Below are 23,156 nucleotides of genomic sequence, written 5' to 3'. Positions count from 1 at the left end.
GGTGCTGGCCCGCGCCCGGCACCGGGACGCCTGGGGGCAGTTGCAGGAAGCGGACGAGTCCGCCGTCCTCTTCTCCTCCGCGCGCTCGCGCGTTCGTTCCTGTCCGCCCGGGCCGTGGGCCGGCCCGGCCGCCCGCGGGCTCAGCCCACCAGGGCGGACTTCACGGCGGCGGCCACCCGGCCGCCCTCCGCGAGGCCCTCGACCTTCGGCCGCACCAGCTTCATCACGGCGCCCATGCCCTGCGGGCCGGTCGCCCCGCTCTCGGCGACGGCGGCGGTCACGATCGCGGCCAGCTCCTCGTCGGACAGCTGCCTGGGCAGGTACCCGGCCAGCACCTCGCCCTCGGCCAGCTCCCGGGCGGCCTGCTCGGCGCGGCCGGCGGTGCCGAACGCCTCGGCGGCCTCCCGGCGCTTCTTCGCCTCCCGGCCGATGACCTTCAGCACGTCCGCGTCGGAGAGCTCGCGCTTCGTCCTGCCGGCCACCTCCTCGCTGGTGACGGCCGCCAGCGTGAGCCGGATGGTGGACGAGCGCAGCTCGTCCCGGTTCCTGATGGCAGCCGTGAGGTCCTCGTGCAGCTGCTCCTTGAGCGTCGTCATGGCCCCGAGTCTCCCACCTGCGGGGTTCCGGCGCTTACCAATATCCCCGGCCACGGCCTTCACCCCCGGCCGCGGCCGTGCGCGGATCCCTTCCCCGACCGAAGACAACCACTTAAAGTGGTTACATGACCGACGAGCGGACCCCCGGCCTTGTCCTCCACTCCCCCGGCGGCACCCGGTTCCACTTCGACCCCGGCACGCTCTGCCTGGAGCTGCTGCCCACCGGCGGGCCGGGCCCGTACACGCGGTACGAGGTGCTGCACCGGCCCGACGACCTCGCCGACTGGGCCGGGCGCTGCCGGCTGGGCCTGCCGTCCGGCACCGTGCGGATCACCGACGAGCAGCTCGCCGCCGTCCGCGCCCTGCGGGACGCCCTGTGGCGGCTCACCGCCGCCCGCGCCAACGGGGACGGCCCCGGGGACCCCGACGACTACGAGGTGGTCAACCGGGCCGCCGCGCACGCGCCGCTCGCCCCGCGGATCTCCCCGGACGGCACCGCGGCGGACCCCCTGCCCGGCGACGGCGACCAGCTCGCCTCCACCGTCGCGCGCGACGCCATCGCGCTGTTCACCGGCCCGTACGCGGACCGGGTGCGCGAGTGCGGAGCCGACAACTGCAGCCTGCTGTTCGTCGACACCTCGCGGCCGGGGCGGCGGCGCTGGTGCTCGATGGAGCGGTGCGGCAACCGCCACAAGGTCCGGGCGCTGCGGGCCCGGCGCGACCGGCCCGAGGGGGCCGGGGCGTCCGTGGAGTCCGGGGGGACCGGGGCGTCCGTGCGGTCCGCCGGCTCCGGCTCCGGCTCCGGCTCCGGCTCCGACCAGTGACGCCGGACCGCCTCGCCGCACCCTCCGCGCCGCCGTCCGTGCCCCCGTACGCCCACCGGAAGTTCACCCGCTGATCCGCCGTCTGAGAGCATGGAACGATGCGACCGCTGTACTCCGTCCCCCTCGGAATCGCCGCCACCGGCGCCGCCTGCCTCGCCTACTCCGTTGGGTACGAGGTCCGTTCCTTCCGCGTCCGCCGGGTCGAGGTACCGGTCCTCCCCCGGGGTGCCCGCCCGCTCCGGGTACTGCAGGTCTCCGACATCCACATGGTGAGCAACCAGGGCAAGAAGCAGCGCTGGCTGCAGAGCCTCGCCGGACTCCGCCCCGACCTGGTGGTCAACACCGGCGACAACCTCTCCGACCCGCTCGCCGTCCCGGCCACCCTGGACGCGCTCGGTCCGCTGATGGACTTCCCCGGCGTCTACGTCTTCGGGTCCAACGACTACTACGGGCCGGCCCCCAAGAACCCGGCCCGCTACCTCCAGGCGATGCGCACCGGCGTCCACGGCATGAACAACCCCGACGGCAGCGCGTCGCGGGGCGTCGCCAACGCCGTCCACAACCCCTGGGAGAAGCTGCGCGACGGCTTCGACGCGGCCGGCTGGCTCGACCTCACCAACACCCGGGGACGCCTCACCGTCGGCGGCCTCGACCTGGAGTTCACCGGCCTGGACGACCCGCACATCCGGCGCGACCGCTACAGCGAGGTGGCCGGCGGCCCCTCCGCCGACGCCGACCTCTCCCTCGCCGTCGTCCACGCCCCCTACCTGCGCGTCCTCGACGCCTTCACCGCCGACCGCTACCCGCTGATCCTGGCCGGCCACACCCACGGCGGCCAGCTCTGCATCCCCTTCTACGGCGCCCTGGTCACCAACTGCGACCTCGACGCCAAGCGGGTCAAGGGCCTCTCCACCCACCAGGCCGGCGGCCGCCGCGCCCACCTCCACGTCTCGGCCGGCTGCGGCACCAACCGCTACACCCCCATCCGCTTCGCCTGCCCGCCCGAGGCCACCCTCCTCACCCTCGTCCCGGCCCCCCGCTGACCCACCCGTCCCGCTCGCCGGGAAACCGGATTTCGTCTCTCGGCGAGCGTCCGGTAGAGTTCTACTCGTCGCGAAGGAGACGGAGCGACAAACAGAAGGACCGGGGTGTGGCGCAGCTTGGTAGCGCGCTTCGTTCGGGACGAAGAGGCCGTGGGTTCAAATCCCGCCACCCCGACCCAGTGCAGAGGACCTGCCGGAGAAATCCGGTGGGTCCTCTGTCGTTTTGCGGGTTCGGGCGGGTGACCCGGCCTCAGGGGGCTGTGGTGCGGGTCACCCGGGGTGGGTGTTCGGTGAGTGGTGGTCAGCCGGGGGGCGTGGTGGCCGCGTGGAGGACGGCGTGGACGGCGGGGGCGGGGTCGCGGTCGGCGCGCCAGACCAGGCGGAGGAGGAGCGGGGGGACGGGGTCGGCGAGCTCCAGGCGGCGGAGGGTGCCGGCGGCGAGCTGCTCGTGGACGGCGGACTCGGGGAGGAGGGCCATGCCGAGGCCGCGTTCGGCGCAGGCGCGGGTGGCGGTGACACCGCCGGTGCGGAGGCGTTCCACCCCGGGGCCGAAGAGGCGGTCGCCGGCGAGGCGGAAGGAGCAGGCCGGGGTGTTCACCAGCAGGCGGCGGCCCGCCGGGGAGGGTGCGGTGTCGCCGGAGGAGGCGGGCTCGGGGGCGGTGACCAGGGCGAGGGGGACCTCGGCCAGGTCCTGGTGGGCCAGCTGGACGGGTGGCGGGGTGAAGCCGAGTGCGCCGAGCGGGCCCGGGGCGTCCAGGACGAGCGCGGCGTCCAGGCTCCCGGCGGCGACGCCGTGCAGCAGGCCGTCCCGGGCCGCGCCGGTGTGCAGGGAGACCTTGAGGTCGGGATGGCGTTCGGCCAGCCGGGCGAGCACCCGGGACGCGTGGCCGGCGGCGACGGTCGCCGGGGCGGCGCCGAGCCGCAGGACCGCGCGGGCGCCGGTGACCGCGCGGCGGGCCTGCTCGGCCTGGTCCAGCAGGCGGCGGGCCCAGGGCAGCAGGCGGTGACCGGCGGGGGTGGGCGTCAGGCCGCGGGCCGAGCGGGCGAGCAGGGCGGTGCCGAGCGAGCGTTCCAGGGTGCGGAGCTGCTCGGAGACGGCGGCGGGCGCGAGACCGAGGACGCCTGCGGCCGCGGCGACGGTGCGGTGGGCCACGAGCGCCTCGAAGGTGCGGAGTTGTCTGAGTTCCATGCCCGGTCCCCCCGGTCCCTGGTGCCCCTGTGGCAGTCCAGGGTACGGCGGGGCGCACGGGGCGCCGCGTGCGCGGGGCCCGCCGGACGGGGAGGAGCGGCGGGCCCCGCGGGTCCACGGGGAGTGCGGGTGCGGAGCGGACCGTGCGTCAGATCGGGTTCAGCGGGGCCAGGGTGACGATGACCGAGCAGGACGGGTCGCCGGAGCCCTGCTGCAGGACCACGCCGACGCGGTCGCGGCGGGCGGGGTCGCGGGGCAGCTGGGTGACCTCCACCAGGCAGGGCTCGTCGAGTTCGACGTAGCGGCCGAAGTCGCACTCCATGGCGACCGCCATGAGCGGCGTCCGGTGGTCGAGGGCCTGGGCGGCCTGCCGGGCGGCGTCCAGCAGCAGGGAGCCGGGCACGTGGTCGACGGGGTGGTCGAAGTGCACCGGGTGGTGGGTGTCGACCCGCAGCTGCCAGCGCCGGGCGCGGTCGGTGGCGGAGAGCGCGACCTCCCGGGGCACGGCTCGGCCGGCCCGGGCGGCCGGGATCGCGGCGGGCGGCGGGACGGCGCGGGACATCATCTGCGCGGCGTCGCCTTTGTCGGCGCGGAGCCGGCGGTAGATCGCCGGGGTCTGGACGGTGAACCGGGTCTGCGCGGTGGCGATCGGCTCGCCGTCGCGGCTGACCACGTAGGCGAGCGTCAGGGCGGCCACCCGGTTGCCGCGGCGGACCACGTCCTGGCAGACGGCGTCGATCCGCACCTCGTCCCGGTCGGCGCCGGCGCGCGGTGCCCGTGGGGAACCGGCGGAGCCGCGCTGCCGGGGGACCGTGTCCCGCGAGCCGGCCCACAGGCCGCCCGGGATGAGCGCGTACCCGAAGTGGTCCCAGATCAGATGGTGTCCGACGGGGACGCCGAAGGCCACGTGCGAGAGCAGCGGGAAGGTCTGGCGGATCGTCTCCACCAGGAGCATCGGGTCGTGGTAGCCGTCCCGGACGCCGTAGGCCCGGTGGTCGCGCGGCCAGCACGCGGCGATCCGGTAGGAGTCCTCGGCGACCTGCTCCCATCCGGTCAGCAGCACCTCCTCGGCGGCCCGCTTGTGCACGTACTGCTTGGGCACGGTGAGCGGCGTGCCGTCCGCGGAGCCCGGGACGGCGGACGGCGGGACGGTCGGCGGGACGGCCGCGGGCACGTCGAAGGCTTCGGGCATGGTGGTGCCGTGGTCTGTGCGAAACATGGATGCACTCCCCCAGAGTGGCCACAGGCAAGGTGGAAGATCTCGGTGGCGCCGGTGTGTACGCCGGGCCCCCCGGCGAATAACATAGAGGTCGTTCTTTTTGTTTGTCGAGACGTTTGGAGCTTCTCGTGGCAAGAGCCAAGCAGGACCGAGCCGTGCGCACCCGGGAGACCATCCTGCGGGCCGCCGCGCAGATCTTCGACGAGTACGGCTTCAGCGGCTCCAGTGTCAGCAAGATCATCAACCGGGCGGGCGCCACCCAGGGGGCGATGTACTTCCACTTCAAGTCCAAGGAGGACCTCGCCAAGGCGGTCATCGACGAGCAGGCCTCGGACCTCGACCTGCCGGAGCAGCCCTCGGGCCTGCGCCAGCTGATCGGGATCAACCTCTACCTCGCCGACGAGCTGCAGGGCAACGTGCTGCTGCGCGCCGGCGTGACGCTGGCCGTCGAACAGGGACAGCTCGGGCTGCGCGACTTCAGCCCGTACGAGATGTGGGCCGAGCAGTTCCGCGCCGAGCTGGAGGCCGCCCGCCGGGCCGGCGAGCTGCTCGACGACGTCGTGATCGAGGAGCTCGCCCAGGTGCTGGTCGCGGCCTACACCGGGTCACAGATCATGTCCCACCTGCGCACCGGGCGCGCGGACCTGCCGGAGCGGATCGTCCAGCTGTGGTGGTTCCTGCTGCCCGGCATGGCGCCCGCGCCGCTGGTCGCGGAACTGCGCGGTCTCCTCCTGGAGCACGGGAAGCGGTCGGCGTGAGCGGCGCACGGGGGACCGGCCGCGCCGGGGACGGCCCGCGGCCGAGGCCGGGGCGGCGCAGCCCCGACGGGCCGACCGTCCTGCTGACCGGGGCGGGCGGCTTCATCGGCTCGGCGGTGCTGGCCGCGCTGCGCGCGGCACCGGGGGTCGGCGAGGTCCGGGCGCTCACCCGCTCCGCCGCACCGCCCGGGACCGTCCCGGTCGCGGCGGACCTCGCCGACCCGGCGACGCTGCGCGGCGCGGCCGACGGCGCGGACGTGCTGATCCACCTCGCCGCCCTGGTGGGCGGCCCCGAGCAGGAGTGCGCCGCCGTCAACGTGCACGGCACCCGCGCCCTGCTGGCCGGGGCCGTGCGGGCCGGCGCCGGCCGGATCGTGCACCTCTCCACCTCCGCGGTGTACGGCGACGGCCCGCACCGGGGCATCGGCGTGGACGAGGTGCCGCCCGCCCCCGTCTCGGCGGCCAGCCGCACCAGGCTGACCGGCGAGCGGGCGGCACTGGACGCCGGGGCGGTGGTGCTGCGGGCACCCCTGGTGCTCGGCGCGGGCGACCGCTGGGTGGTGCCGTGCCTGGCCGACCTGCTCCGCCGGGTGCCGGCCCGCTGGGACGGCGGCGGGGCGCTGCTCTCCCTGGTCGCGGTGACCGATCTGGCCCGGCTGATCACCGCGCTCGCGCTGGCACCGGAACCCGCACCGTCCGCCGCGGGCACGGCCTCCGGCACCACGTCCGCCGATGCGCCGGGCACGCCGCTCACCGGCGTCCACCACGCCGGACATCCCCAACCGGTCCCCGTCGGACGGCTGCTGGCGGAACTCGCGGAGCACCGCGTACTCCCGCCGGTGCCCGCCGGCGACTGGCCCTGGGACCGCTGCGCCGCCCGACTCCGTTCGGTGCCCGGGGTGTTCGGCGAACGGCAGCTCGACCTGATGGCCCGGGACCACTGGTACCGCAGCGAGGAGATCTGGCGACTGGCCGCCACCGACCCGGGACCGGGCCCGCTGGCACGGCTCGCCGGGGCCGCGCCCTGGTACCGCGCACACCTCGCCACAGCGGCCCCGGGCACCCCAACCGCCCGTCCTCCCAGGGTATTTGCGAAGGAAATGCCAAAGCCGACGGAGGATCCTGGGTTTGCCGTGCGTATGCGGCCCGCCACAGCGTAACGTCGGAGTGTCACCGGACCGGTACGCACCGGCACGCCCCGACCGCCCGAAGGAGCCACGCCCGCGATGTGGTTCGCCCGCCCTCACCCCCAGGCCGCCCAGGCGGCACCCCCCGGCATCCCGCGAGCCCGCCGGCCGGGGGCCGGCGCGGGTTCGGATCCCCGCCCGCCGTACCGTCGCGCCCGGCGGAACGGCGGTGCGCGATGAGGCAGGAACGGGCCCAGCAGACCCACCGGGCGCTGCTGCTGGCCGCCGCCACGGAGTTCGACCGGCACGGCTACGCGGGCACCTCGCTGGCCCGGGTCAGCCAGACCGCCGGGGTCACCATGGGGGCGCTCACCTTCCACTTCCCCTCCAAGGCCTCGCTCGCCGACGCGGTGCGCGCCCAGGCGGCGGCGCTCACCCGGGCCGCGGTCACGGCGGCCTCCGCGGCGCACGACCGGCCGGGCACGGAGGTGGGCGAACTGATCGACACCCTCACCCGGCTGCTGGACGAGGAGCCGAGCGTGCGGGCCGCCGCCCGGCTCACCTGGGAGCAGCCGGAGTCGGCGGGCAACTGGCACGCGGGCTGGAGCCCGGACCTGCGCGACCGGCTGGCCCGCGAGCGGACCGGCCCTCCCCCCGGCACCACCACCGGCGCACCGGCAGCGGCAGCGGCCGCTCCGGGCGGGGTGAACACCGACACGGCGAGCGCCAACGGTGCACCCACCGGCGAACCGGGCACCAACGGCGCGAGCGCCGCCGGGCTCCACGCCACGGGACTCCACAGCCCGGTCCTCCAGGCCACCGGCCTCGACAGCGCCGACCTGGAGACCCTGGCCCACTGCCTGGTGGTCGGCTCCGAGGCGCTGCGCCGCGGCATCGTCACCCTGGGCGGCGACGACCCGGCCGCCCGGGCCGAGGTCCGGGAGCGGCTCGGACGGCTCTGGCGCCGCGCGGTGACCGGCCCGCCGGCGCCCGGCGCACCGCACTGACCGGCGCGAACACCCTTCGGCACCCCAACCCACCGCCCGTACCGGCCGCCTGACGCCGGTACGGGCGGTGGCGCGTTTCCCGGCCGTCGGGCACCGGGGACTTGCCAAAACCGGCCCGGGGCCCGCACGGGACCCAAAAACAAAGAGATCGTTCGCTATTCTTTTGGGGACGGCACCTCACGGACCCACCCGATCTCGGGGAGCTCACATGGACGCGCAACCCCTGTCACCGGCCGGCGAAGCCGAGGTTTCCCGGTTCGCCGAGCAGGTCTTCGCCCATCTGACCCGGATAGACCAGCGCCGCTGGGCCCGGGCCTACCTGTACGGACTGCTCGCGGCGCCCGGTCGCAAGACCCTCTCGAACATGGCCGCGAGCCTGGCCACCGGACCGGCCGCGGCCACCGCCTCGCTCTCGCTCCAGCAGTTCGTCAACGGCAGCCCCTGGGACTGGCGCCCGGCCCGCCGGGTGCTCGCCCGCCGCGCCGCCGCCGGCCGCCCGGTCCGCGCCTGGACCGCCACCCTGGCGGTCATCCCCAAGCGTGGCGACCAGGCGGTGGGCGTCCACCGCCGGTTCGTCCAGGAGGCCGGGCGCACCGTCAAGTGCCAGGCGGCACCGGGCCTGTTCGTGGCGACCGACCGGGACGCCGTCCCGGTGGACTGGTCGCTGCTGCTCGACCCGGGCTGGACGGACGACCCGCAGCGGCGCGCCCGCGCCCGGATCCCCGACGGCCTCGCGCCGTACGCGGCCGGCGAACTGCTGCTCGGGATGGTCGACCGGCTCGCCGGGGTCCTCCCGGTGGCCCCGCTGGTCGCCGACCTCGGGGTGGCGGACGAGCCGCTGCGACTGGCCGGCGCGCTCGCCCGGCGCTCCGTCCCGTACCTGCTGGAGGTCCGCGGCGGCCAGGCCGTCCGGCCGGTCCTGCAGGCCACCACGGGGCGGCACGGGCGGGTGCGGCAGAGCACGGTGACGGCCGAGGCGCTGTTCCCGCAGCGCCGGCCCCGCACACCGGGGGCCCCGCGGCCGGTGCTGCGCGGCACGCCCGTCCTGCTGCCCGGCCCGGCCGGTGCGCCGGGGGCGGCCGGGACGCGGCACGGCTCGCCGGTGCACCGGCTCTGGGCGCACGGCGGCGGCCCGGAGGGGCCCCGGAGGTACTGGCTCACCGACCTCGCCGAGGACGCCCCCGGCGTGCTCCCGCTGCTGAACGCCGCCGGCGCCACCCGGAACACCGTGGACCGGCTCGGCTCGGACTTCGGGCTGCTGGACTTCTCGGGCCGTTCCTTCACCGGCTGGCACCACCACATGACGCTCGTCTCGGCCGCCTTCGCACTCGGCCGCGACCTGCCCGGACGCACCCGGGAAAGCACCCCGGAAATCCTTCGTAATTCCGCCTGAGAATATCTGGCGGAACTTGCCGAAGGCGTCCCGGGAGAATTGACCGGAATCCCGTTCCGGACAATGATCGATGACGCCGGAAGAACCGCCGGAACAATCGGCGGAAGGGTCGTCGGAAAAACCGGCGGAAGAACCTTCCGGCGAATCACCGGAAAGACCCTTGCGAACCGGAGAGGAGGTGAGCACCATGAACACGGCAGCCGCCGCGGACCCGCTGCCGGAGGACTTCCCGGGAATTCTCGGCGACCGGCTCTTCGCCTCGTTCGACCGGGCCGACCACCGGCTCAAGGCCGAGGAGTACCTGCGCGGTCTCCTCGGCACGGCCGGCCGGAAGTCGATCAGCAACATCGCCCGGACCCTCGGCGAGCCGGGGGCGGTCCAGCGGCTGCACCACTTCATCCGCAACTCGCCCTGGGCCTGGGCCCCGGTCCGGGAGGCCCTGGCCGCCCGGCTGGTCGAGGTGTGCACCCCCCGCGCCTGGCTGGTCCGGCCGATGTTCATCCCGAAGTCCGGCACCCGCTCGGTCGGGGCCGGCCGCCGGTTCGTCCCCGAGCTCGGACAGCTGGCCGGGGCCCAGCAGGCCGTCGGCCTCTGGTACCTGGCCCCGCGGCTCAACGCGCCGGTCGACTGGCAGCTCCAGCTGACGGACCCGCCCCACCGGGCCGTCCCGGCGGGCCCGCCCGCCCCGCGCTCCGGCCCGCCGGGCGCGGCCTGCGCCACCGGGGACTCCCTGGAACGGCAGGCCGCCCTGCTCGGACCGCTCGCGGACCGGCTGCCGGCCGTCACCTCGGCCACCCTGATCTGGGACGGCTGCCCGGCCGAGCCGGGCGGGCTGTTCGCGGCCGGCCGGGCGCTCGGCCTGCGGGTGGCCGTCCGGGTCGACCCGGCGACCCGGCTCACCCCGGTCACGGCCCCCGCCCGTGACCGCGGCCGCGCGCTCCCCGCGTACCGGCTGTTCGCCTCGGCCGGCGCCCGCCGGCTGGCCGGCACCTCCGGCCCGCCCGGGGTCGAGGCGCACGTCGTCCGGGTCGCCCTCCCGGGCACCCCGGCCGAACTGCTCCTCTACGCGGAGTCCGGGGCGCGCCCCACCGCGTTCTCCGGGTTCTGGCTGACCGACTCCGGGCCCGAGCGGGCCGCCGAGTTCCCCCGGCTGTTCCGCATGGCGGGCGGCGTCGAGGAGGACCGCGCCGTCATCGGCGAACGGGTCGGCCTGCGCGATTTCGAAGGGCGTTCCTTCGAGGGCTGGCACCGGCACATGACGCTGGCCTCGGCGGCCTACGCCGCGGTCGCGCTCGGCCGCCGCCCGGTCTGACGCCCGGATTCCCCCGGCATTCCCCCTGCGCCCGCGCCCCGCACCTGCACCCGCCCCCGCACCGCAGCACCGTGAATTCACCCACGCCTTCACAAGGGAAATGGAAATGCTTGTCTTCGACAATTATCCGAGCGGTCTCACCTACAGCCAGTCCTCGAAGTCCTGGCGGGTGCGGGCGGTCAAGCCGGTCGAGTACGAGGTGCGCTTCTGCGACGGCGTCTTCGACCCGGCGAGCACCGCGCTGATCGAGCGGACCGCCGGCGCCGCGGACGGCGGCCGCCGCTTCGTGGTCATCGACGCCGAGGTCGACCGGCTGCACGGCCAGCGGATCCGCCGCTACTTCGAGCACCACGGCGTCGACTACTTCCTCCAGGTGGTCCGCGCGGACGAGACCCTCAAGGAGTTCGAGACCGCCTCGGACATCGTGGTCGCGCTGGACTCCTTCGGCCTCGACCGCCGGCGCGAGCCGATCATCGTCATCGGCGGCGGCGTCCTGATGGACATCGTCTGCCTGGTCGCCAACCTCTACCGCCGCGGCACTCCGGTGGTGCGCGTCCCCACCACGCTGATCGGCCTGGTCGACGCGGGCGTCGGGGTGAAGACCGGGGTCAACTTCAACGGCCACAAGAACCGCCTGGGCACCTACTTCGCCCCGGTGCTCACCCTGCTCGACCGCTCCTTCCTCTCCACCGTCGAGCGCCGGCACATCGCCAACGGCATGGGCGAGATCCTCAAGATGGCGCTGATCAAGGACGCCCGGCTGTTCGAGCTGCTGGAGCAGCACGGCCCGTCGCTGATCGAGCGCAGGTTCCAGGACGACGCCGCCGGCGACCCGGCCGGCGAGGTGCTCCGGCGCGCCATCCACGGCATGCTGGAGGAGCTCCAGCCGAACCTGTGGGAGGCCGAGCTGGAGCGGATCGTCGACTACGGCCACACCTTCTCCCCCACCCTGGAGATGCGCGCGCTGCCCGCCCTGCTGCACGGTGAGGCGGTCACCGTCGACATGGCGCTCACCACGCTGCTCGCCTGGCGCCGCGGCCTGCTCGACCTGGAGCAGCGCGACCGCGTCCTCGCCGTCATGCGCTCGCTCGAACTGCCCGCCTGGAACGAGCTGCTGGACGCCGATCTGCTCGACGCCGCGCTCCAGGACACCGTCCGCCACCGGGACGGGCAGCAGCGCCTGCCGCTTCCGGTCGGCATCGGCGACGCGGTCTTCGTCAACGACGTGACCCGCGAGGAGCTCGCCGTCGCCGTCGAGGACCTCCGGGTGCTCGACTCCCGGGAGCTCAGCCGTGTCTGACGCGACGACCGGCACGGACGGCGCGAACGGCACGGACGGCACCGCCGGCACGACCGCCGTCATCGTCGCCGACACCCGGGAGGCCTCCGAGATCCACGGCGTGCACGGCGCCCCCGGCCTCACCTACTGGAAGGCACTTGCCGCCCGCACCCACCTGGTGAGCGAGGTCGAGGCGATCGAGGTCGCCCGGATCCCGCCCGGCGGTCTGAGCGGCGAGCACCGCCACACCCGCACCGAGGAGATCTACTTCGTCCTCCGCGGCCACGGCGAGTTCCTGGTCGACGGCGAGGTGCGGCCGGCCCGCCCCGGCTCCCTGCTGCTCACCGGCATCGGCACCGTGCACGGCCTGCGCAACACCGGCGCCCCCGCCGGCGTCACCGACCCCGGCTACGGCAGCGCCCCCGACGGGCACCTGGAGTGGCTGGTCATCGAGATGCCGGCGCCCGCCACCTCCGAGGTGCTGCACGGCCTGGCCCCGGGCACCCCGACCACCGACCCGACCGAGAGGAAGACCGAGACGATGCGGCTGCACGACCTGCGCGAGGAGAGGACGGTCGACCCGGCCGGGGTCTTCACCGGTCCGCTGCGCCTGGTGGAGATCCGGGAGCTGGCGGAGGGCGACAGCGCCGCCTTCGGCGCCCGCACCAGCGAGCACACCGTCTTCGTGCTCACCGGCACCGGCACCGCCGTGGCCGACGGCGCCGCGGTCGCGATCGCGGCCGGCACGGCGGTCACCCTGCCGCTCGGGGCCGACGCGGTGGTCACCGCGGGCGCGGGCGGCCTGGAGTTCTTCCACGCCGAACTCGCGGTGCCGGCACCGGACACCGCGGCGGCCGGGCGGGCCGGCCGGTGATCGTCAGCCGCGCGCTCCGGCCGGTGGACTGCGACCCGGCCGCGGCCGGCCCCGACCGGCGGACCTGGTCCTGCCTGGCCCGCCGGGGCATGCTGCACAGCGAGACCGAGACCTTCGACCTGTGGCGGCTGCCGCCCGGCGAGCGGCTGGTCCACGCCGTCCGCGACGGGGTCGAGGAGACCCTGTTCGTCCTCTCCGGCACCGGCACCGCCGCCCACGGGCCCGACCGGCTCCCGATCGCCGAAGGCTCGCTGGTGCTCGCCCGGCACGACTGCGCCGTGACCGTGACGGCCGGACCCGGGGGCCTGCGCCTGCTCAGCACCCGCGTCCTGCCCCGGGCCCTGAGCACCGCCCTCCCGGCCCGTGTCCCCCGGCTCGGCTGAACCGCCCGGCATCCGAACCCCCGAACCAGGAAGTGGGAAGAGTTCCATGCGCAATCCCAGTCGCCGCACGTTCGTGGCCGCCGCCGGGGTGACCGTCGGCACCGCCACGGCCGGCGGACTGCTCGCCCCGGCCGCCCGGGCGGCCACCGAGGACCCGGCCGACGCGGCGTCCAGAGCGGTCCGCACCGGGGACCTCATCACCGTCACCCCCGACCAGCCGCGCTACGCCGACCTGGTCTCCGGCTTCAACCCGCGCTGGGAGGCCCGGCCCGAGGGAGTCCGGCTGCCGCGCACCACCGCCCAGGTGGTGCGGGCCGTCCAGGACGCGGCCGACAAGCGGCAGCGGCTCACCGTCCGGGGCGGCGGCCACTGCTACGAGGACTTCGTCTACAACCCCGAGGTCGAGATCGTCGTCGACATGAACCTCATGAACGCCGTGGGCTACGACCCCGGCCGGCGGGCGTTCGAGGTCGAGGCGGGGGCCACCCTGCTCAAGGTCTACCAGACCCTGTACGAGGGCTGGGGCGTCACCGTCCCGGGCGGCGTCTGCTACGCGGTCGGCGTCGGCGGCCACGTCGCCGGCGGCGGCTACGGCAACCTGTCCCGCAAGCACGGCCTGGTGGTCGACCACCTGTACGCGGTCGAGGTGGTCACCCTCGACGCCGGCGGCCGGGCCCGGGCGATCGTCGCCACCCGCGAGCCGAACGACCCGCACCGCGACCTCTGGTGGGCCCACACCGGCGGTGGCGGCGGCAACTTCGGCGTGGTCACCCGGTACTGGTTCCGCTCGGCGGACGCCACCGGCAGCGATCCGTCCGAGCTGCTGCCCAAGCCGCCGGCCGAGGTGGTGATCGCCGTGCCGACCTGGTCCTGGGAGAACGTCACCCGCAGCGGCTTCGCCGCCATGGTGCGCGCCTACGGCACCTGGTTCGAGCAGAACAGCGGCCCGGACCCGGTCCACACCGGGCTGACCAGTTGGCTGTTCCTGAACCACCGGGTCTCCGGCAGCCTGGCGCTGCTGCTCCAGGTCAACGGCGACGTGCCGCAGGCCGAGCAGCGCGCCCGGGACTTCGTCCGGATGCTGAGCACCGCGCTCGGAGTGCCGCACGCCGGCGACGTGGTCCGGCTGCCGTGGCTCAAGGCGGCCTCGTGGCTGGGCACCATGGACTCCTCGCAGACCAACCCCCAGCTGCGGGCCGGCCACAAGTCGGCGTACATGCGCAAGGGGTTCCCGGAGGACCAGATCGCGGCGGTCTGGAAGCACCTGACCCGCACCGACTACACCAACCCGCGCGGCGGGCTGGCCGTGGTCTCCTTCGGCGGGCGGATCAACACCGTCGCCCCCGACGCCACCGCGCTGCCGCAGCGCGACGCGATCTTCAAGCTGCTGTACCAGACCTACTGGTCCTCACCGGAGGACGACGCCGTCAACACGGCCTGGCTGCAGGAGTTCTACCGCGAGGTGTACGCCGGGACCGGCGGGGTCCCGGTCTCCAACCGGGTCACCGACGGGTGCTACGTCAACTACGCCGACCGCGACCTGAGCGACCCGCAGCAGAACACCTCGAACGTCCCGTGGAGCACGCTGTACTACAAGGACAACTACCCGAAGCTCCAGCGGGTCAAGCAGAGTTACGACCCGAAGGACTTCTTCCGGCACCGCCAGTCGGTCCGGCTGCCCGGGAGCGTCCGGTGAGCGCGGTCCGCCCCGCGGGCACCCCGCGGCCCGCCGCCGACCTCACCCGGCTGCCGTCGCTGACCGGCATGCGGTGGATCGCCGCACTGCTGGTCTTCCTGACCCACGTGTCGGTGGCCAAGCCCTTCGACTCCCCCGCGCTGAACGGCTTGATGGCGGACTACCTCAGCCGGGCCGGCTTCCTGGGCGTCGGATTCTTCTTCGTGCTCAGCGGCTTCGTGCTCACCTGGTCCGCCCGGGAGGGCGACCGCCCGTCGGCCTTCTACCGCCGCCGGCTCTTCAAGCTGTACCCCAACCACGCCGTCACCTGGCTGGTCGGGCTGCTGCTGATGGCCCGGGCCGGCGCCGAGGTGACCACCGCCGGGACGGTGCCCTCGCTGCTGCTGGTGCAGAGCTGGATCCCCTCCCTGGAGGTCATCGGCGGCACCAACGGCCCGAGTTGGTCGCTCGCCTGCGAGGTGCTGTTCTACCTGTCCTTCCCGGTGGTCATGCCGCTGGTGCGCAGGATCCGCCCGGAGCGGCTCTGGCTCTGGGTGGGCGTGACGACGGCGGTGCTGTTCGCACTGCCGCTGATCGCCCAGCTGCTGCCGGGGAGCCCGGACTCGCCCTGGCAGCCGCTCTCCTTCTGGCGCTACTGGTTCGTCTACTTCCTCCCGGCCGCCCGGCTGCCGGAGTTCGTGCTCGGCATCCTGCTGGCCCGGATCGTGCGGACCGGGCGCCGGGTGGCGGTCGGCTGGCCGGCGGCGGCGCTGCTCACCGCCGCCGGGTACGCCCTGATGATCACGCTTCCCGACGCCTGGGGCATGGCCGCGCCGACCGCGCTGCCGATCGGGCTGCTGATCGCCGCGGTGGCCGCCAGGGACGCCGCGGGGGTGGGGACGCCGTTCGCCGGCCGGACCATGGTCTGGCTCGGCGAGGTCTCCTTCGCCTTCTACATGGTCCACTTCCTGGTCATCCAGTACGGACCGCTCGGCCTCGCGGCGACCGGATCGGCCGGCGCGAACACCTGGGACACCCCCGGTGCCCTGGGAGTCATGGCGATCACCCTGGCGCTGAGCATCGGATTCGGCTGGGCGCTGTACCGCCTGGTCGAGATCCCGGTGATGCGTCGATGGGGTCGGTCCGCCAGGGCCGGCGCCCCGGCCGCCACCGCACCGGCCGCCGCACCGGCGCCGGCCGTGGGCACCGGGGCGACGAGTACCGGCGCCACGAGCGCCGGGGCCACGAGCGCCGGGGCCACGAGCGCCGGGGCCGCCGTCGGCCGCTAGGCCGGCACCGGCACTGCCGTCGTGGCCTCCGCGGCCTCCCGCCGGGCCGCCGCGACGATCCCCGCCAACGCGGCCCGGCTCGCCCCGAGCGACAGCATCTGCCGGTCGAGCAGGTCGAGCCGCTGCTCCAGCACCTCCAGCATGCAGGGCGCCACCGCGCCGTCGCCGCCCACGCAGGGCAGCACGTCCCGGATGGCGCCGGTGGAGAGCCCCGCCCCCAGCAGGGCCCGGATGTTGCGGACCACCGCCGGCGCGTCCTCGTCGTACCGGCGGTGCCCGCCCTCCGGCCTCCGGGTCTCCAGCAGGCCCTGCTCCTCGTAGTACCGCAACAGGCGGACGCTGACCCCGGTCCGCGCCGCCAGCTCACCGATCCGCATGTGACACCCCTCACAACCCCTTGAATCTCACACGAATGGGAGATCGTACCGTGACCGGCATGACGAACACCGAGATCACCGCCCAGATCGACCGTCAGACCTTCGCCGTCGGTGGTGACCTGACGGTCCGCAGGATCGGCTACGGCACCATGCGCCTCGCCGACACCCCGGACATCAAGCCCACCGAGGCCGTCGTCTGGCACGCCCCGACCCCGCGCTCCGCCGCGCTGGACGTGCTGCGCGCCGCCGTCGAGAACGGCGTCCAGCTCATCGACACCGCCGACTCCTACGCCCTGGGCGGCAGCGAGGAGCTGATCGCCGAGGCACTGCACCCGTACGCCCGGGACGTCGTGGTCGCCACCAAGGTCGGCATGACCCGCCCGAGCCCCTCCGAGTGGGTCCCGGTCGGCCACCCCGCCTACCTCCGCCAGCAGGCCGAACTGAGCCTGCGCCGGCTGCGGGTGGAGCGCATCGACCTGCTCCAGCTGCACCGGATCGACCCCGAGGTGCCGCTGGCCGACCAGATCGGCGCGCTCAAGCAGCTGCAGGACGAGGGCAAGGTCCGGCACATCGGCCTCTCCGAGGTCACCGTCGCCGAGCTGGAGCAGGCGCTGGAGATCGCGCCGATCGCCACCGTGCAGAACTGGTACAACCTGGCCACCCGTCAGCACGACGACGTGGTCGACTTCACCGCCGAGCGCGGCATCGCGTTCATGCCGTTCTTCCCGATCGCGATCGGCGGCCACGCGGGCGAGGACAGCCCGGTCACCGAGGTGGCCCGCGAGGTCGGCGCCACCCCGGCGCAGACCGCGCTCGCCTGGCTGCTGCACCGCTCGCCCAACATCCTGCCGATCCCGGGCACCACCTCCGAGAAGCACCTGGTGGAGAACCTGGGCGCGCTGGCCGTCGGGCTGACCGACGAGCAGTACGCCCGCCTGGACGGCGTCGCCGCCGCCGAGGCCGCAAAGGCCGCCGAGGCGGAGGCCGCGGCCGGCGAGTGACGGCCCCCGCCCGGCGGCACGCTCCGCCGGGCGGGCCCGGCCCCGGACCGGAAAGGGCCCCCTCCCCCGTGGGGGCCCTTTCCCCTGCCGGGAACCGGCCCCGGGCTGCCGGGCCCCGGCACCGGGTGGCCCGCCGGGGCCTCACCGCTCCTTCAGGCCCAGGTCCGTCACATCGGCGGCCAGCGCCTTGAGCAGCGAGCCGGCCCGCTTGTCGTCCGGACCCAGCGCGATCAGGCGGTTCATGACGTACGAGACGCCGAGGCCGGCCCGGGGCCAGGCCTGGTTGGCCGAGCCGCCGCCGCCGTCGTGGCCGAAGGTCTCGCCGTCCGGACCGGGCCGCTCGGCGGTCCGCAGCCGGTAGCCGCCCCCGCCGTACGCCATCACCACGTCGATCAGCCGGTCGGTCTTGCGGGCGTACACCCCGCTCGCCTCGTCCAGCAGCCGGCGGGAGAGCAGCAGCGGCTCGTCGTCCAGCGGGCGGCGGGAGTCCTCGGCGAGGATGCCGTAGAGCGTGGAGAAGGCCCGGGCGGTGCCGCTGACGTTGATCGCCGGGATCAGCGCGGACCGGCGCTCGGGGCGGCCCCAGACGCCCTCGTCGTCCGGGAACGGCTGCGGGTTCTGCCAGATCCGCCTGGTCAGCGGGTCGTCGCTGCGGAAGAAGCCGGTGAACTGCGGCAGGAAGTTCCTGCCGTAGGTGGTGCGGGCGAGCCGGGGCCAGTCGGCCGGCCCGGTGCCGTAGTGGATGTCGAGGTCCAGCGGGACGGCGATCTCCTCGCGGAAGAACCGGTCCAGCGGGCGCCCGTCCACCCGCCGGATCAGCTCCCCGACGATCCAGCCGGCCGACAGCGGGCCGTACAGGATCCCCTCGGCGCGCGGGTCGCTCTCCAGCGGCTGGGCGGCCACCAGCCCGGCCATCAGGACCGGGTCGTTGGCGTCGTCCTGGGTCACCGGGGCCCAGGTGCCGGGCAGCCGGCCGGTGAAGGTGACCACCTCGCGGACGGTCACCGCGCCCTTGCCCTCGGCCGCGAACTCCGGCCAGTAGTGGGCGACCGGGCGGTCCAGTTCGATCGCGCCCCGGTCGACCAGCCTGAGCAGGGCGGTCACGGTGATGCCCTTGCTGCCGGAGAAGATCGTCTGGAGGGTGTCCCGCTCCCAGCGGGCGCCGCTCAGGTGGTCGGCCGTCCCGCCCCAGAGGTCCACCAGCACCTCCCGTCCCCGGTGGACGGCGAACGCCGCGCCCAGGTCGTCGCGTTCGAGGAGGTTGCGCTCGAACTCCGCGCGGACCCGCTCGAACCCCGGGGCGACCTGGCCGGCCACATGCACCCGGGACGCCGACGTGATGGTCATCCGTACCAACTCCGCTCGAATCATTGCCGTGAAGGGAAACTGCGATCGGGCCGACAGCAGAACACGTCCGCACCGGAAACGTGAATCCCGGGACCCCCGGTTTGGCACCTTGACAAAGTCCTCCGCCGTGAATTGCCCGCCGGCGTTCCGGCGATCCATTCTCGGAACGGGCCGGCGGAACCCCGCCGGACCGGGAACGGACGAAAGAGGATTCCCATGGCCAAGATCCCGGGCGCCCGGGCGGTCCACCACATCGCCTACACCGTGCCGGACCTCCGGCAGGCGGTCGACTTCTTCGTCGACGTCATCGGCGCCGAACTCGCCTACCTGCTCGGCCCGGTCGAGGACCCGGAGACCGACTGGATGGCGCGCAAGCTGAACGTGGACCCCCGGGCCTCGGCGAACATCGCCATGCTCCGCCTGGGCCCCAACGCCAACCTGGAGCTCTTCGAGTACACCGCCCCCGTCCAGGACCGCGAACCGCCGCGCAACAGCGACGTCGGCGGGCACCACTTCGCGATCCACGTGGACGACGTCGACAAGGCCGCCGACCACCTGCGCGGCATTCCCGGCGTCACCGTCCTCGGCGACCCCGAGACGATCCAGGACGGCCCCATCAAGGGCGACCGCTGGGTCTACTTCACCACCCCCTGGGGCATGAGCATGGAGCTCATCAACATGCCCGAGGGAATGCCGTACGAGGACAGCACCGAAACCCGTCTCTACCTTCCCACCGAGCACTGGCCGGAGAGCTGAGAATAATGCCGCCGAAACGCCCGGAGAGCATTCCGCCGAGAGAATTCGCCGACGAACCGGTGAACCGCCCGGCCCTTCTCTCGCTCGCCCTCGTCACCTTCGTCGTCGGCACCTCGGAATTCGTCGTGGTCGGCATCCTCGGCCCGATCGCCGACGGCCTGGGGACCGGGCTCGGCACGGCCGGACTGCTCGTCACCGGCTACGCCCTGGGCATCTCCCTCGGCGGCCCGGCGCTCACCGCGCTCACCCTCCGGCTGCCGCGCCGCACCCTGCTGCTCGGCGCGCTCGCCGCCAACACGGCGGCGAGCGCCGGGGCCGCGGCGGCCGGCGGCATCGCCGTCCTGCTGGCCGCCCGCTGCGCGGCCGGGCTGGCCCACGGGGTGATCGTCGGCGCCGCCACCAGCGTGGCCGTCGCCCTGGCCGGTCCCGGCCGGCAGGGGCGGGCCATCTCACTGGTCTTCGGCGGCATCTCGGTCGCCACCGTGCTCGGCGTGCCGCTCGGCACGCTGGCCGGGCAGTGGCTCGGCTGGCGGGCCGCGCTCGCCGCCGTCGCCCTGCTCGGGGCACTCGCCCTGCCCGCCGTCCGGCGGACGGTGCCGCCGACCGCCGCGATGGGCGCGGCCACCCTGACCGGGCAGCTGCGCGGCGCGCTGTCCCGGCCGGTGCTCGCCGTCCTGGCCACCGCCGTACTGCTGTTCACCGGCCAGTTCACCGCCTACACCTATCTGGCCGGCTACCTGGAGGAGGTCACCGGCGTCGGCGGCGGCCCGGTCGGCGGGTACCTGCTCGTCTTCGGCACCGCCGCCGCCGTCGGCACCGTCCTCGGCGGCCGGGCGGCCGACCGCCGGGCGGCCACCGCGCTCACCGCGGGATGCGCCGCGCTGGTGGCCGCGCTGACGGCGCTGCACCTGTTCGGCCGGTCCGGGGCGGTGGCGGCCGTACTGGTCGCCTGCTGGGGCCTGACCGGCTTCGGGCTCGTTCCGGCGCTGCAGTCCCGGATCGTCGGACTCGCCGGTCCGGGCGGGGACTTCGCCGCCACGCTCGGCGTCTCGGCGGCCAACGCCGGGATCGCCGCCGGGGCCGCGCTCGGCGGCTGGACGGTCGCCGCGCACGGGGTCGCCTCCGTGGTGCCGCTCGGTGCGGCGGTCTGCCTGGCCGCGCTGCTCGCCGTCGCGGCCTGCGCCCGCCTGCGGCCGACCCGCTCCTCCCCGGTTCCCCCGCCCGTTCCGGGAACCGTGCCGCCCGCCCCGCTTCCCGCCTCCCCCGACCAGGAAAGGACCGTCCGAGCATGATCGGCACCCTGGAGCGCCCGCCCGTCCCCACCGCCGCCGGCCTCTCCGTCTGGTACCGGCACACCCCGTCCGGCCGCGGCGGCCACGACCGGATCCGCGAGCTGGTGGAGGCCGGGCGGATCACCTCCGTCGCCCTCACCGGACCGGCACCCGAGGACGAACTCCGCAGCCTCTGCGACCTCCTGGCACCCCTGCGGGAGAGCGGCGCCGGCCTGGTCGCGGTGCCCGTCGCCGCCCGGCCGCGCGCCGTCACCGCCTGCGACCTGCTGCACGACGCCCGCCGGCTCTGCGCCGCCGTCGGCCGCCCCAACCTGCTGCCGGCCCTGCCCGCGACCGACTCCGGCCTGTGCGCCCTGACCTCCCTGCTCGGCGAGGGCTTCGGCGTCCGGCTGGGCCCGCTGCACTCCGTGGCCCGCTACCGGCAGGCCGTCCGGGCCCACCTCGACGGGCTCGAACTCGCCCGCTGGCGCGGCCTCGACCTCACCGGGCTCACCTCCGTCGCGGCCTTCGGCGTCGGCGGGATCGACGTCGAGGTCGACGCCCTGCTCGACCGGGCCGGCAGCCACGAGGCCAAGGCCCTGCGCGGCATGGCCGGCACCGCCACCGCCCGGCTCGCCCGGCGTGCCCACGCCGAGGCACACGACACCGGGCTGTCCACCCGCTGGCGCGCCCTCGCCGCTGCCGGCGCCCGCCCGCAGCACCTGCTCTGGACGCAGCTCCACCACGGCGTCCCCGGCCACCGGACCACCCGCTACCTGGACGCGCTCGCCACGCCGGGCGCGGCGGTCGAACTGTGCCCGTCCGACCTGGAGACCACCGGTGGCCGCTCCGGGGTCCGGGCCCCGCGCAGCGCGCGCGAGGAGCAGGAGGCCCATGCGTTCACCGAGCGGCTGACCGCCTGCCTGCGGTGGTTCGACGTCCGCCACGAGGCGGTCGTGCCGGCCCCCGACGACGCCGCCCGCCACTGACCGCACCGCCGCCCGGCACCGGGCACCCGCCACCGATCCGCCGGCCCACCGACCCCGACCCCGACCCGCTCCCGGGAGCCCGCCCATGGCACCGCAGCTCCGTCCCGCCCCCGCCCCGCCGGCCTCGCCGGACCTTCCCCCGCCCCCGGGCCGCACGGCGCTCGCCACCGGCGTCGTCGCGCTCGGCGGGCTGCTGTTCGGCTTCGACACCGGCGTCATCTCCGGCGCCCTGCTCTTCCTCAAGGACCAGCTGGCGCTGAACTCCTTCCAGGAGGGCGCGGTGATCTCGGCCCTGCTGCTCGGCGCCGCCGTCGGCGCGCTGGCCGGCGCCCGCCCGGCCGACCGCTTCGGCCGCCGCAAGGCGCTGATCGGCATCGCGGCCACCTTCACCGTGGGGCTGCTCCTGGCCACCTCGGCACCGGACTTCCCCACCCTGCTGGCCGCCCGGGCCGTCCTCGGTCTGGCGGTCGGCAGCGCGTCGACGATCGTCCCGCTCTACCTCGCCGAGATCGCCCCGCCGCGGCTGCGCGGCCGGATGATCACGGTGAACCAGATCCTGCTGACGGTGGGCATCCTGGTGTCGTACCTGGTCAACCTGGCCTTCGCGGACGAGGGCGACTGGCGGGCGATGTTCGCCGTCGGCCTGGTCCCCTCGGTGGCGATGCTGATCGGCACGTTCCTCGTCCCGGAGACGCCCGCCTGGCTGGACGGCCGGACCTCCCGCCCCCGCGCCGCCCGGCCCGCGCCCCTGCTCGGCGCCCCGGGCGCCCGCGCCGCCCTGCTCATCGGCGTGACGCTGGCGGCGGTGCAGCAGTTCGGCGGCATCAACTCGATCATCTACTACGCCCCGAGCATCATGGCCCGGGCCGGCCTGCCCGCCGGCAGTTCGATCGGCTACTCGGTCGCGATCGGCACGGTGAACGTGCTGCTGACCGTCGCCGCGATCCCGCTGATCGACCGCGTCGGCCGCCGCCCGCTGCTGCTCTGCTCCCTGGCCGGCATGGCCGTCTCGCTCGCCGCCCTCGGCAGCGTCCTCGGCCCCGCCCACCCCGGTCCGGTCGGCGACGCCGTCGCCCTGGTCGCGATGACCTCCTACGTCGGCGCGTTCGCCATCGGCCTGGGCCCGGTCTTCTGGATCCTCGCCGCCGAGATCTTCCCGCCGGAGTCCCGCGCCCGCGGCACCGGCCTGTGCGCCCTGGTCAACTGGGCCGCCAACTTCGTCGTCGGCCAGGCCTTCCTCCCGACCGCGGACGCGATCGGCGAGCGCTGGGTCTTCTGGTTCTTCGCCGCCGTCTCGCTGGGCGCGGTCGTCTTCGTCGCCCGCCGCGTCCCCGAGACCAAGAACCGGTCCCTGGACGAGATCCAGCACGCCCTGTCCACCCGGTGACCACCCCCGTCCGGCTCCACGGCCGCCGGCCCCGGGTCCCCGGTTTCCGGGGGGCGGGGA

General features: G+C 75.0%; 22 protein-coding genes and 1 tRNA gene. 18 read left to right on the top strand and 5 right to left on the bottom strand.

Annotated features, from left to right (window positions below; genetic code table 11):
* Window positions 1–140 precede the first annotated feature (140 nt).
* Window positions 141–596, bottom strand: a complete 456-nt coding sequence (locus ACFCX4_RS02085) for a GatB/YqeY domain-containing protein (RefSeq protein ID WP_376138106.1) — start codon at window positions 594–596, stop codon at window positions 141–143.
* A 125-nt stretch (window positions 597–721) separates the two neighbouring features.
* Between ACFCX4_RS02085 and ACFCX4_RS02080 the strand changes: the two genes are divergently transcribed.
* The 3 genes from ACFCX4_RS02080 (at window position 722) to ACFCX4_RS02070 (ending at window position 2,638) form a co-directional block, all read left to right on the top strand.
* On the top strand, window positions 722–1,420 hold the full coding sequence (locus ACFCX4_RS02080; protein ID WP_376138105.1) for a CGNR zinc finger domain-containing protein: 699 nt from the start codon (window positions 722–724) through the stop codon (window positions 1,418–1,420).
* Between the two features lie 98 nt (window positions 1,421–1,518).
* Entirely contained in the window at window positions 1,519–2,463 is a 945-nt protein-coding gene (locus tag ACFCX4_RS02075) for a metallophosphoesterase (RefSeq protein WP_376138104.1), read from the top strand.
* Window positions 2,464–2,564: 101 nt separating this feature from the next.
* Window positions 2,565–2,638: transfer RNA gene (locus tag ACFCX4_RS02070), tRNA-Pro, on the top strand.
* Window positions 2,639–2,764: 126 nt separating this feature from the next.
* Here ACFCX4_RS02070 and ACFCX4_RS02065 read toward each other — a convergent pair.
* Together ACFCX4_RS02065 and ACFCX4_RS02060 are read right to left on the bottom strand one after the other, a co-directional pair.
* Window positions 2,765–3,652 carry a LysR family transcriptional regulator gene (locus ACFCX4_RS02065; RefSeq protein WP_376138102.1) on the bottom strand — a complete coding sequence of 296 codons (888 nt, stop codon included), beginning with the start codon at window positions 3,650–3,652 and terminating at the stop codon, window positions 2,765–2,767.
* Between the two features lie 148 nt (window positions 3,653–3,800).
* Window positions 3,801–4,871, bottom strand: a complete 1,071-nt coding sequence (locus ACFCX4_RS02060; RefSeq protein WP_376138101.1) for an AfsA-related hotdog domain-containing protein — start codon at window positions 4,869–4,871, stop codon at window positions 3,801–3,803.
* A 128-nt stretch (window positions 4,872–4,999) separates the two neighbouring features.
* Between ACFCX4_RS02060 and ACFCX4_RS02055 the strand changes: the two genes are divergently transcribed.
* From ACFCX4_RS02055 to ACFCX4_RS02010, 10 genes are all read left to right on the top strand, one after another.
* The gene (locus tag ACFCX4_RS02055; RefSeq protein ID WP_376138100.1) at window positions 5,000–5,629 is read left to right on the top strand and encodes a ScbR family autoregulator-binding transcription factor; all 630 of its coding nucleotides are present in this window, start codon (window positions 5,000–5,002) and stop codon (window positions 5,627–5,629) included.
* The gene (locus ACFCX4_RS02050; RefSeq protein ID WP_376138099.1) at window positions 5,626–6,789 is read left to right on the top strand and encodes an NAD-dependent epimerase/dehydratase family protein; all 1,164 of its coding nucleotides are present in this window, start codon (window positions 5,626–5,628) and stop codon (window positions 6,787–6,789) included. The genes ACFCX4_RS02055 and ACFCX4_RS02050 overlap by 4 nt, the downstream gene beginning before the upstream one ends.
* 203 nt (window positions 6,790–6,992) lie before the next feature.
* Window positions 6,993–7,763, top strand: coding sequence for a TetR family transcriptional regulator (locus ACFCX4_RS02045; protein ID WP_376138097.1), 771 nt, complete (start codon window positions 6,993–6,995; stop codon window positions 7,761–7,763).
* Between the two features lie 208 nt (window positions 7,764–7,971).
* Complete coding sequence (locus tag ACFCX4_RS02040) at window positions 7,972–9,156, top strand: transposase (RefSeq protein ID WP_376138096.1); 1,185 nt, start codon at window positions 7,972–7,974, stop codon at window positions 9,154–9,156.
* Window positions 9,157–9,343: 187 nt separating this feature from the next.
* Window positions 9,344–10,468, top strand: a complete 1,125-nt coding sequence (locus ACFCX4_RS02035; RefSeq protein ID WP_376138095.1) for a transposase — start codon at window positions 9,344–9,346, stop codon at window positions 10,466–10,468.
* Between the two features lie 106 nt (window positions 10,469–10,574).
* Complete coding sequence (locus ACFCX4_RS02030) at window positions 10,575–11,768, top strand: sedoheptulose 7-phosphate cyclase (protein ID WP_376138094.1); 1,194 nt, start codon at window positions 10,575–10,577, stop codon at window positions 11,766–11,768.
* On the top strand, window positions 11,761–12,621 hold the full coding sequence (locus ACFCX4_RS02025; RefSeq protein WP_376138093.1) for a cupin domain-containing protein: 861 nt from the start codon (window positions 11,761–11,763) through the stop codon (window positions 12,619–12,621). Before ACFCX4_RS02030 ends, ACFCX4_RS02025 begins: the two co-directional genes overlap by 8 nt.
* A complete protein-coding gene (locus ACFCX4_RS02020; RefSeq protein ID WP_376138092.1) occupies window positions 12,618–13,004 on the top strand; it encodes a hypothetical protein in 387 nt (128 codons plus the stop codon). Before ACFCX4_RS02025 ends, ACFCX4_RS02020 begins: the two co-directional genes overlap by 4 nt.
* A 46-nt stretch (window positions 13,005–13,050) precedes the next feature.
* The gene (locus ACFCX4_RS02015) at window positions 13,051–14,700 is read left to right on the top strand and encodes an FAD-binding oxidoreductase (protein ID WP_376138091.1); all 1,650 of its coding nucleotides are present in this window, start codon (window positions 13,051–13,053) and stop codon (window positions 14,698–14,700) included.
* Window positions 14,697–15,968 (top strand): acyltransferase family protein, encoded by a 1,272-nt coding sequence (locus ACFCX4_RS02010; RefSeq protein ID WP_376138090.1) that lies wholly within the window; start codon window positions 14,697–14,699, stop codon window positions 15,966–15,968. Before ACFCX4_RS02015 ends, ACFCX4_RS02010 begins: the two co-directional genes overlap by 4 nt.
* Here the strand turns inward: ACFCX4_RS02010 and ACFCX4_RS02005 are convergent.
* Window positions 15,965–16,345, bottom strand: a complete 381-nt coding sequence (locus ACFCX4_RS02005; protein WP_376138089.1) for a MerR family transcriptional regulator — start codon at window positions 16,343–16,345, stop codon at window positions 15,965–15,967. The genes ACFCX4_RS02010 and ACFCX4_RS02005 overlap by 4 nt on opposite strands.
* 59 nt (window positions 16,346–16,404) lie before the next feature.
* Here ACFCX4_RS02005 and ACFCX4_RS02000 point away from each other — a divergent pair, with 59 nt between their 5' ends.
* Complete coding sequence (locus ACFCX4_RS02000) at window positions 16,405–17,346, top strand: aldo/keto reductase (protein WP_376138088.1); 942 nt, start codon at window positions 16,405–16,407, stop codon at window positions 17,344–17,346.
* Window positions 17,347–17,487: 141 nt separating this feature from the next.
* On the opposite strand, the gene ACFCX4_RS01995 is transcribed toward ACFCX4_RS02000, so the two are convergent.
* On the bottom strand, window positions 17,488–18,693 hold the full coding sequence (locus tag ACFCX4_RS01995) for a serine hydrolase domain-containing protein (protein WP_376138087.1): 1,206 nt from the start codon (window positions 18,691–18,693) through the stop codon (window positions 17,488–17,490).
* 216 nt (window positions 18,694–18,909) lie between these two features.
* On the opposite strand from ACFCX4_RS01995, the gene ACFCX4_RS01990 reads away from it, so the two are divergent.
* The 4 genes from ACFCX4_RS01990 (at window position 18,910) to ACFCX4_RS01975 (ending at window position 23,096) form a co-directional block, all read left to right on the top strand.
* Window positions 18,910–19,449, top strand: coding sequence for a VOC family protein (locus ACFCX4_RS01990; protein WP_376138085.1), 540 nt, complete (start codon window positions 18,910–18,912; stop codon window positions 19,447–19,449).
* A gap of 59 nt (window positions 19,450–19,508) precedes the next feature.
* The gene (locus ACFCX4_RS01985; protein WP_376138083.1) at window positions 19,509–20,741 is read left to right on the top strand and encodes an MFS transporter; all 1,233 of its coding nucleotides are present in this window, start codon (window positions 19,509–19,511) and stop codon (window positions 20,739–20,741) included.
* Complete coding sequence (locus ACFCX4_RS01980) at window positions 20,738–21,709, top strand: transaldolase family protein (RefSeq protein WP_376138081.1); 972 nt, start codon at window positions 20,738–20,740, stop codon at window positions 21,707–21,709. The genes ACFCX4_RS01985 and ACFCX4_RS01980 overlap by 4 nt, the downstream gene beginning before the upstream one ends.
* 85 nt (window positions 21,710–21,794) lie before the next feature.
* On the top strand, window positions 21,795–23,096 hold the full coding sequence (locus tag ACFCX4_RS01975; protein WP_376138079.1) for an MFS transporter: 1,302 nt from the start codon (window positions 21,795–21,797) through the stop codon (window positions 23,094–23,096).
* Window positions 23,097–23,156: the final 60 nt, after the last annotated feature.

Origin of the sequence: Kitasatospora sp. NPDC056327 (genome assembly GCF_042261735.1) — a bacterium.
In the GTDB taxonomy this organism is placed as follows: domain Bacteria; phylum Actinomycetota; class Actinomycetes; order Streptomycetales; family Streptomycetaceae; genus Kitasatospora.
Note: the sequence above shows the minus strand (reverse complement) of the source record. Positions and strands in the feature narration are given on the sequence as shown.

Coding starts and splice junctions, on each gene's coding strand:
- ACFCX4_RS02005 (WP_376138089.1), bottom strand. CDS start 16,345: ATGCGGATCGGTGAGCTGGCGGCGCGGACCGGGGTCAGCGTCCGCCTG.
- ACFCX4_RS02045 (WP_376138097.1), top strand. CDS start 6,993: ATGAGGCAGGAACGGGCCCAGCAGACCCACCGGGCGCTGCTGCTGGCC.
- ACFCX4_RS02040 (WP_376138096.1), top strand. CDS start 7,972: ATGGACGCGCAACCCCTGTCACCGGCCGGCGAAGCCGAGGTTTCCCGG.
- ACFCX4_RS01980 (WP_376138081.1), top strand. CDS start 20,738: ATGATCGGCACCCTGGAGCGCCCGCCCGTCCCCACCGCCGCCGGCCTC.
- ACFCX4_RS01990 (WP_376138085.1), top strand. CDS start 18,910: ATGGCCAAGATCCCGGGCGCCCGGGCGGTCCACCACATCGCCTACACC.
- ACFCX4_RS02060 (WP_376138101.1), bottom strand. CDS start 4,871: ATGTTTCGCACAGACCACGGCACCACCATGCCCGAAGCCTTCGACGTG.
- ACFCX4_RS01995 (WP_376138087.1), bottom strand. CDS start 18,693: ATGACCATCACGTCGGCGTCCCGGGTGCATGTGGCCGGCCAGGTCGCC.
- ACFCX4_RS02000 (WP_376138088.1), top strand. CDS start 16,405: ATGACGAACACCGAGATCACCGCCCAGATCGACCGTCAGACCTTCGCC.
- ACFCX4_RS02035 (WP_376138095.1), top strand. CDS start 9,344: ATGAACACGGCAGCCGCCGCGGACCCGCTGCCGGAGGACTTCCCGGGA.
- ACFCX4_RS02015 (WP_376138091.1), top strand. CDS start 13,051: ATGCGCAATCCCAGTCGCCGCACGTTCGTGGCCGCCGCCGGGGTGACC.
- ACFCX4_RS02065 (WP_376138102.1), bottom strand. CDS start 3,652: ATGGAACTCAGACAACTCCGCACCTTCGAGGCGCTCGTGGCCCACCGC.
- ACFCX4_RS02075 (WP_376138104.1), top strand. CDS start 1,519: ATGCGACCGCTGTACTCCGTCCCCCTCGGAATCGCCGCCACCGGCGCC.
- ACFCX4_RS02030 (WP_376138094.1), top strand. CDS start 10,575: ATGCTTGTCTTCGACAATTATCCGAGCGGTCTCACCTACAGCCAGTCC.
- ACFCX4_RS02085 (WP_376138106.1), bottom strand. CDS start 596: ATGACGACGCTCAAGGAGCAGCTGCACGAGGACCTCACGGCTGCCATC.
- ACFCX4_RS02080 (WP_376138105.1), top strand. CDS start 722: ATGACCGACGAGCGGACCCCCGGCCTTGTCCTCCACTCCCCCGGCGGC.
- ACFCX4_RS01975 (WP_376138079.1), top strand. CDS start 21,795: ATGGCACCGCAGCTCCGTCCCGCCCCCGCCCCGCCGGCCTCGCCGGAC.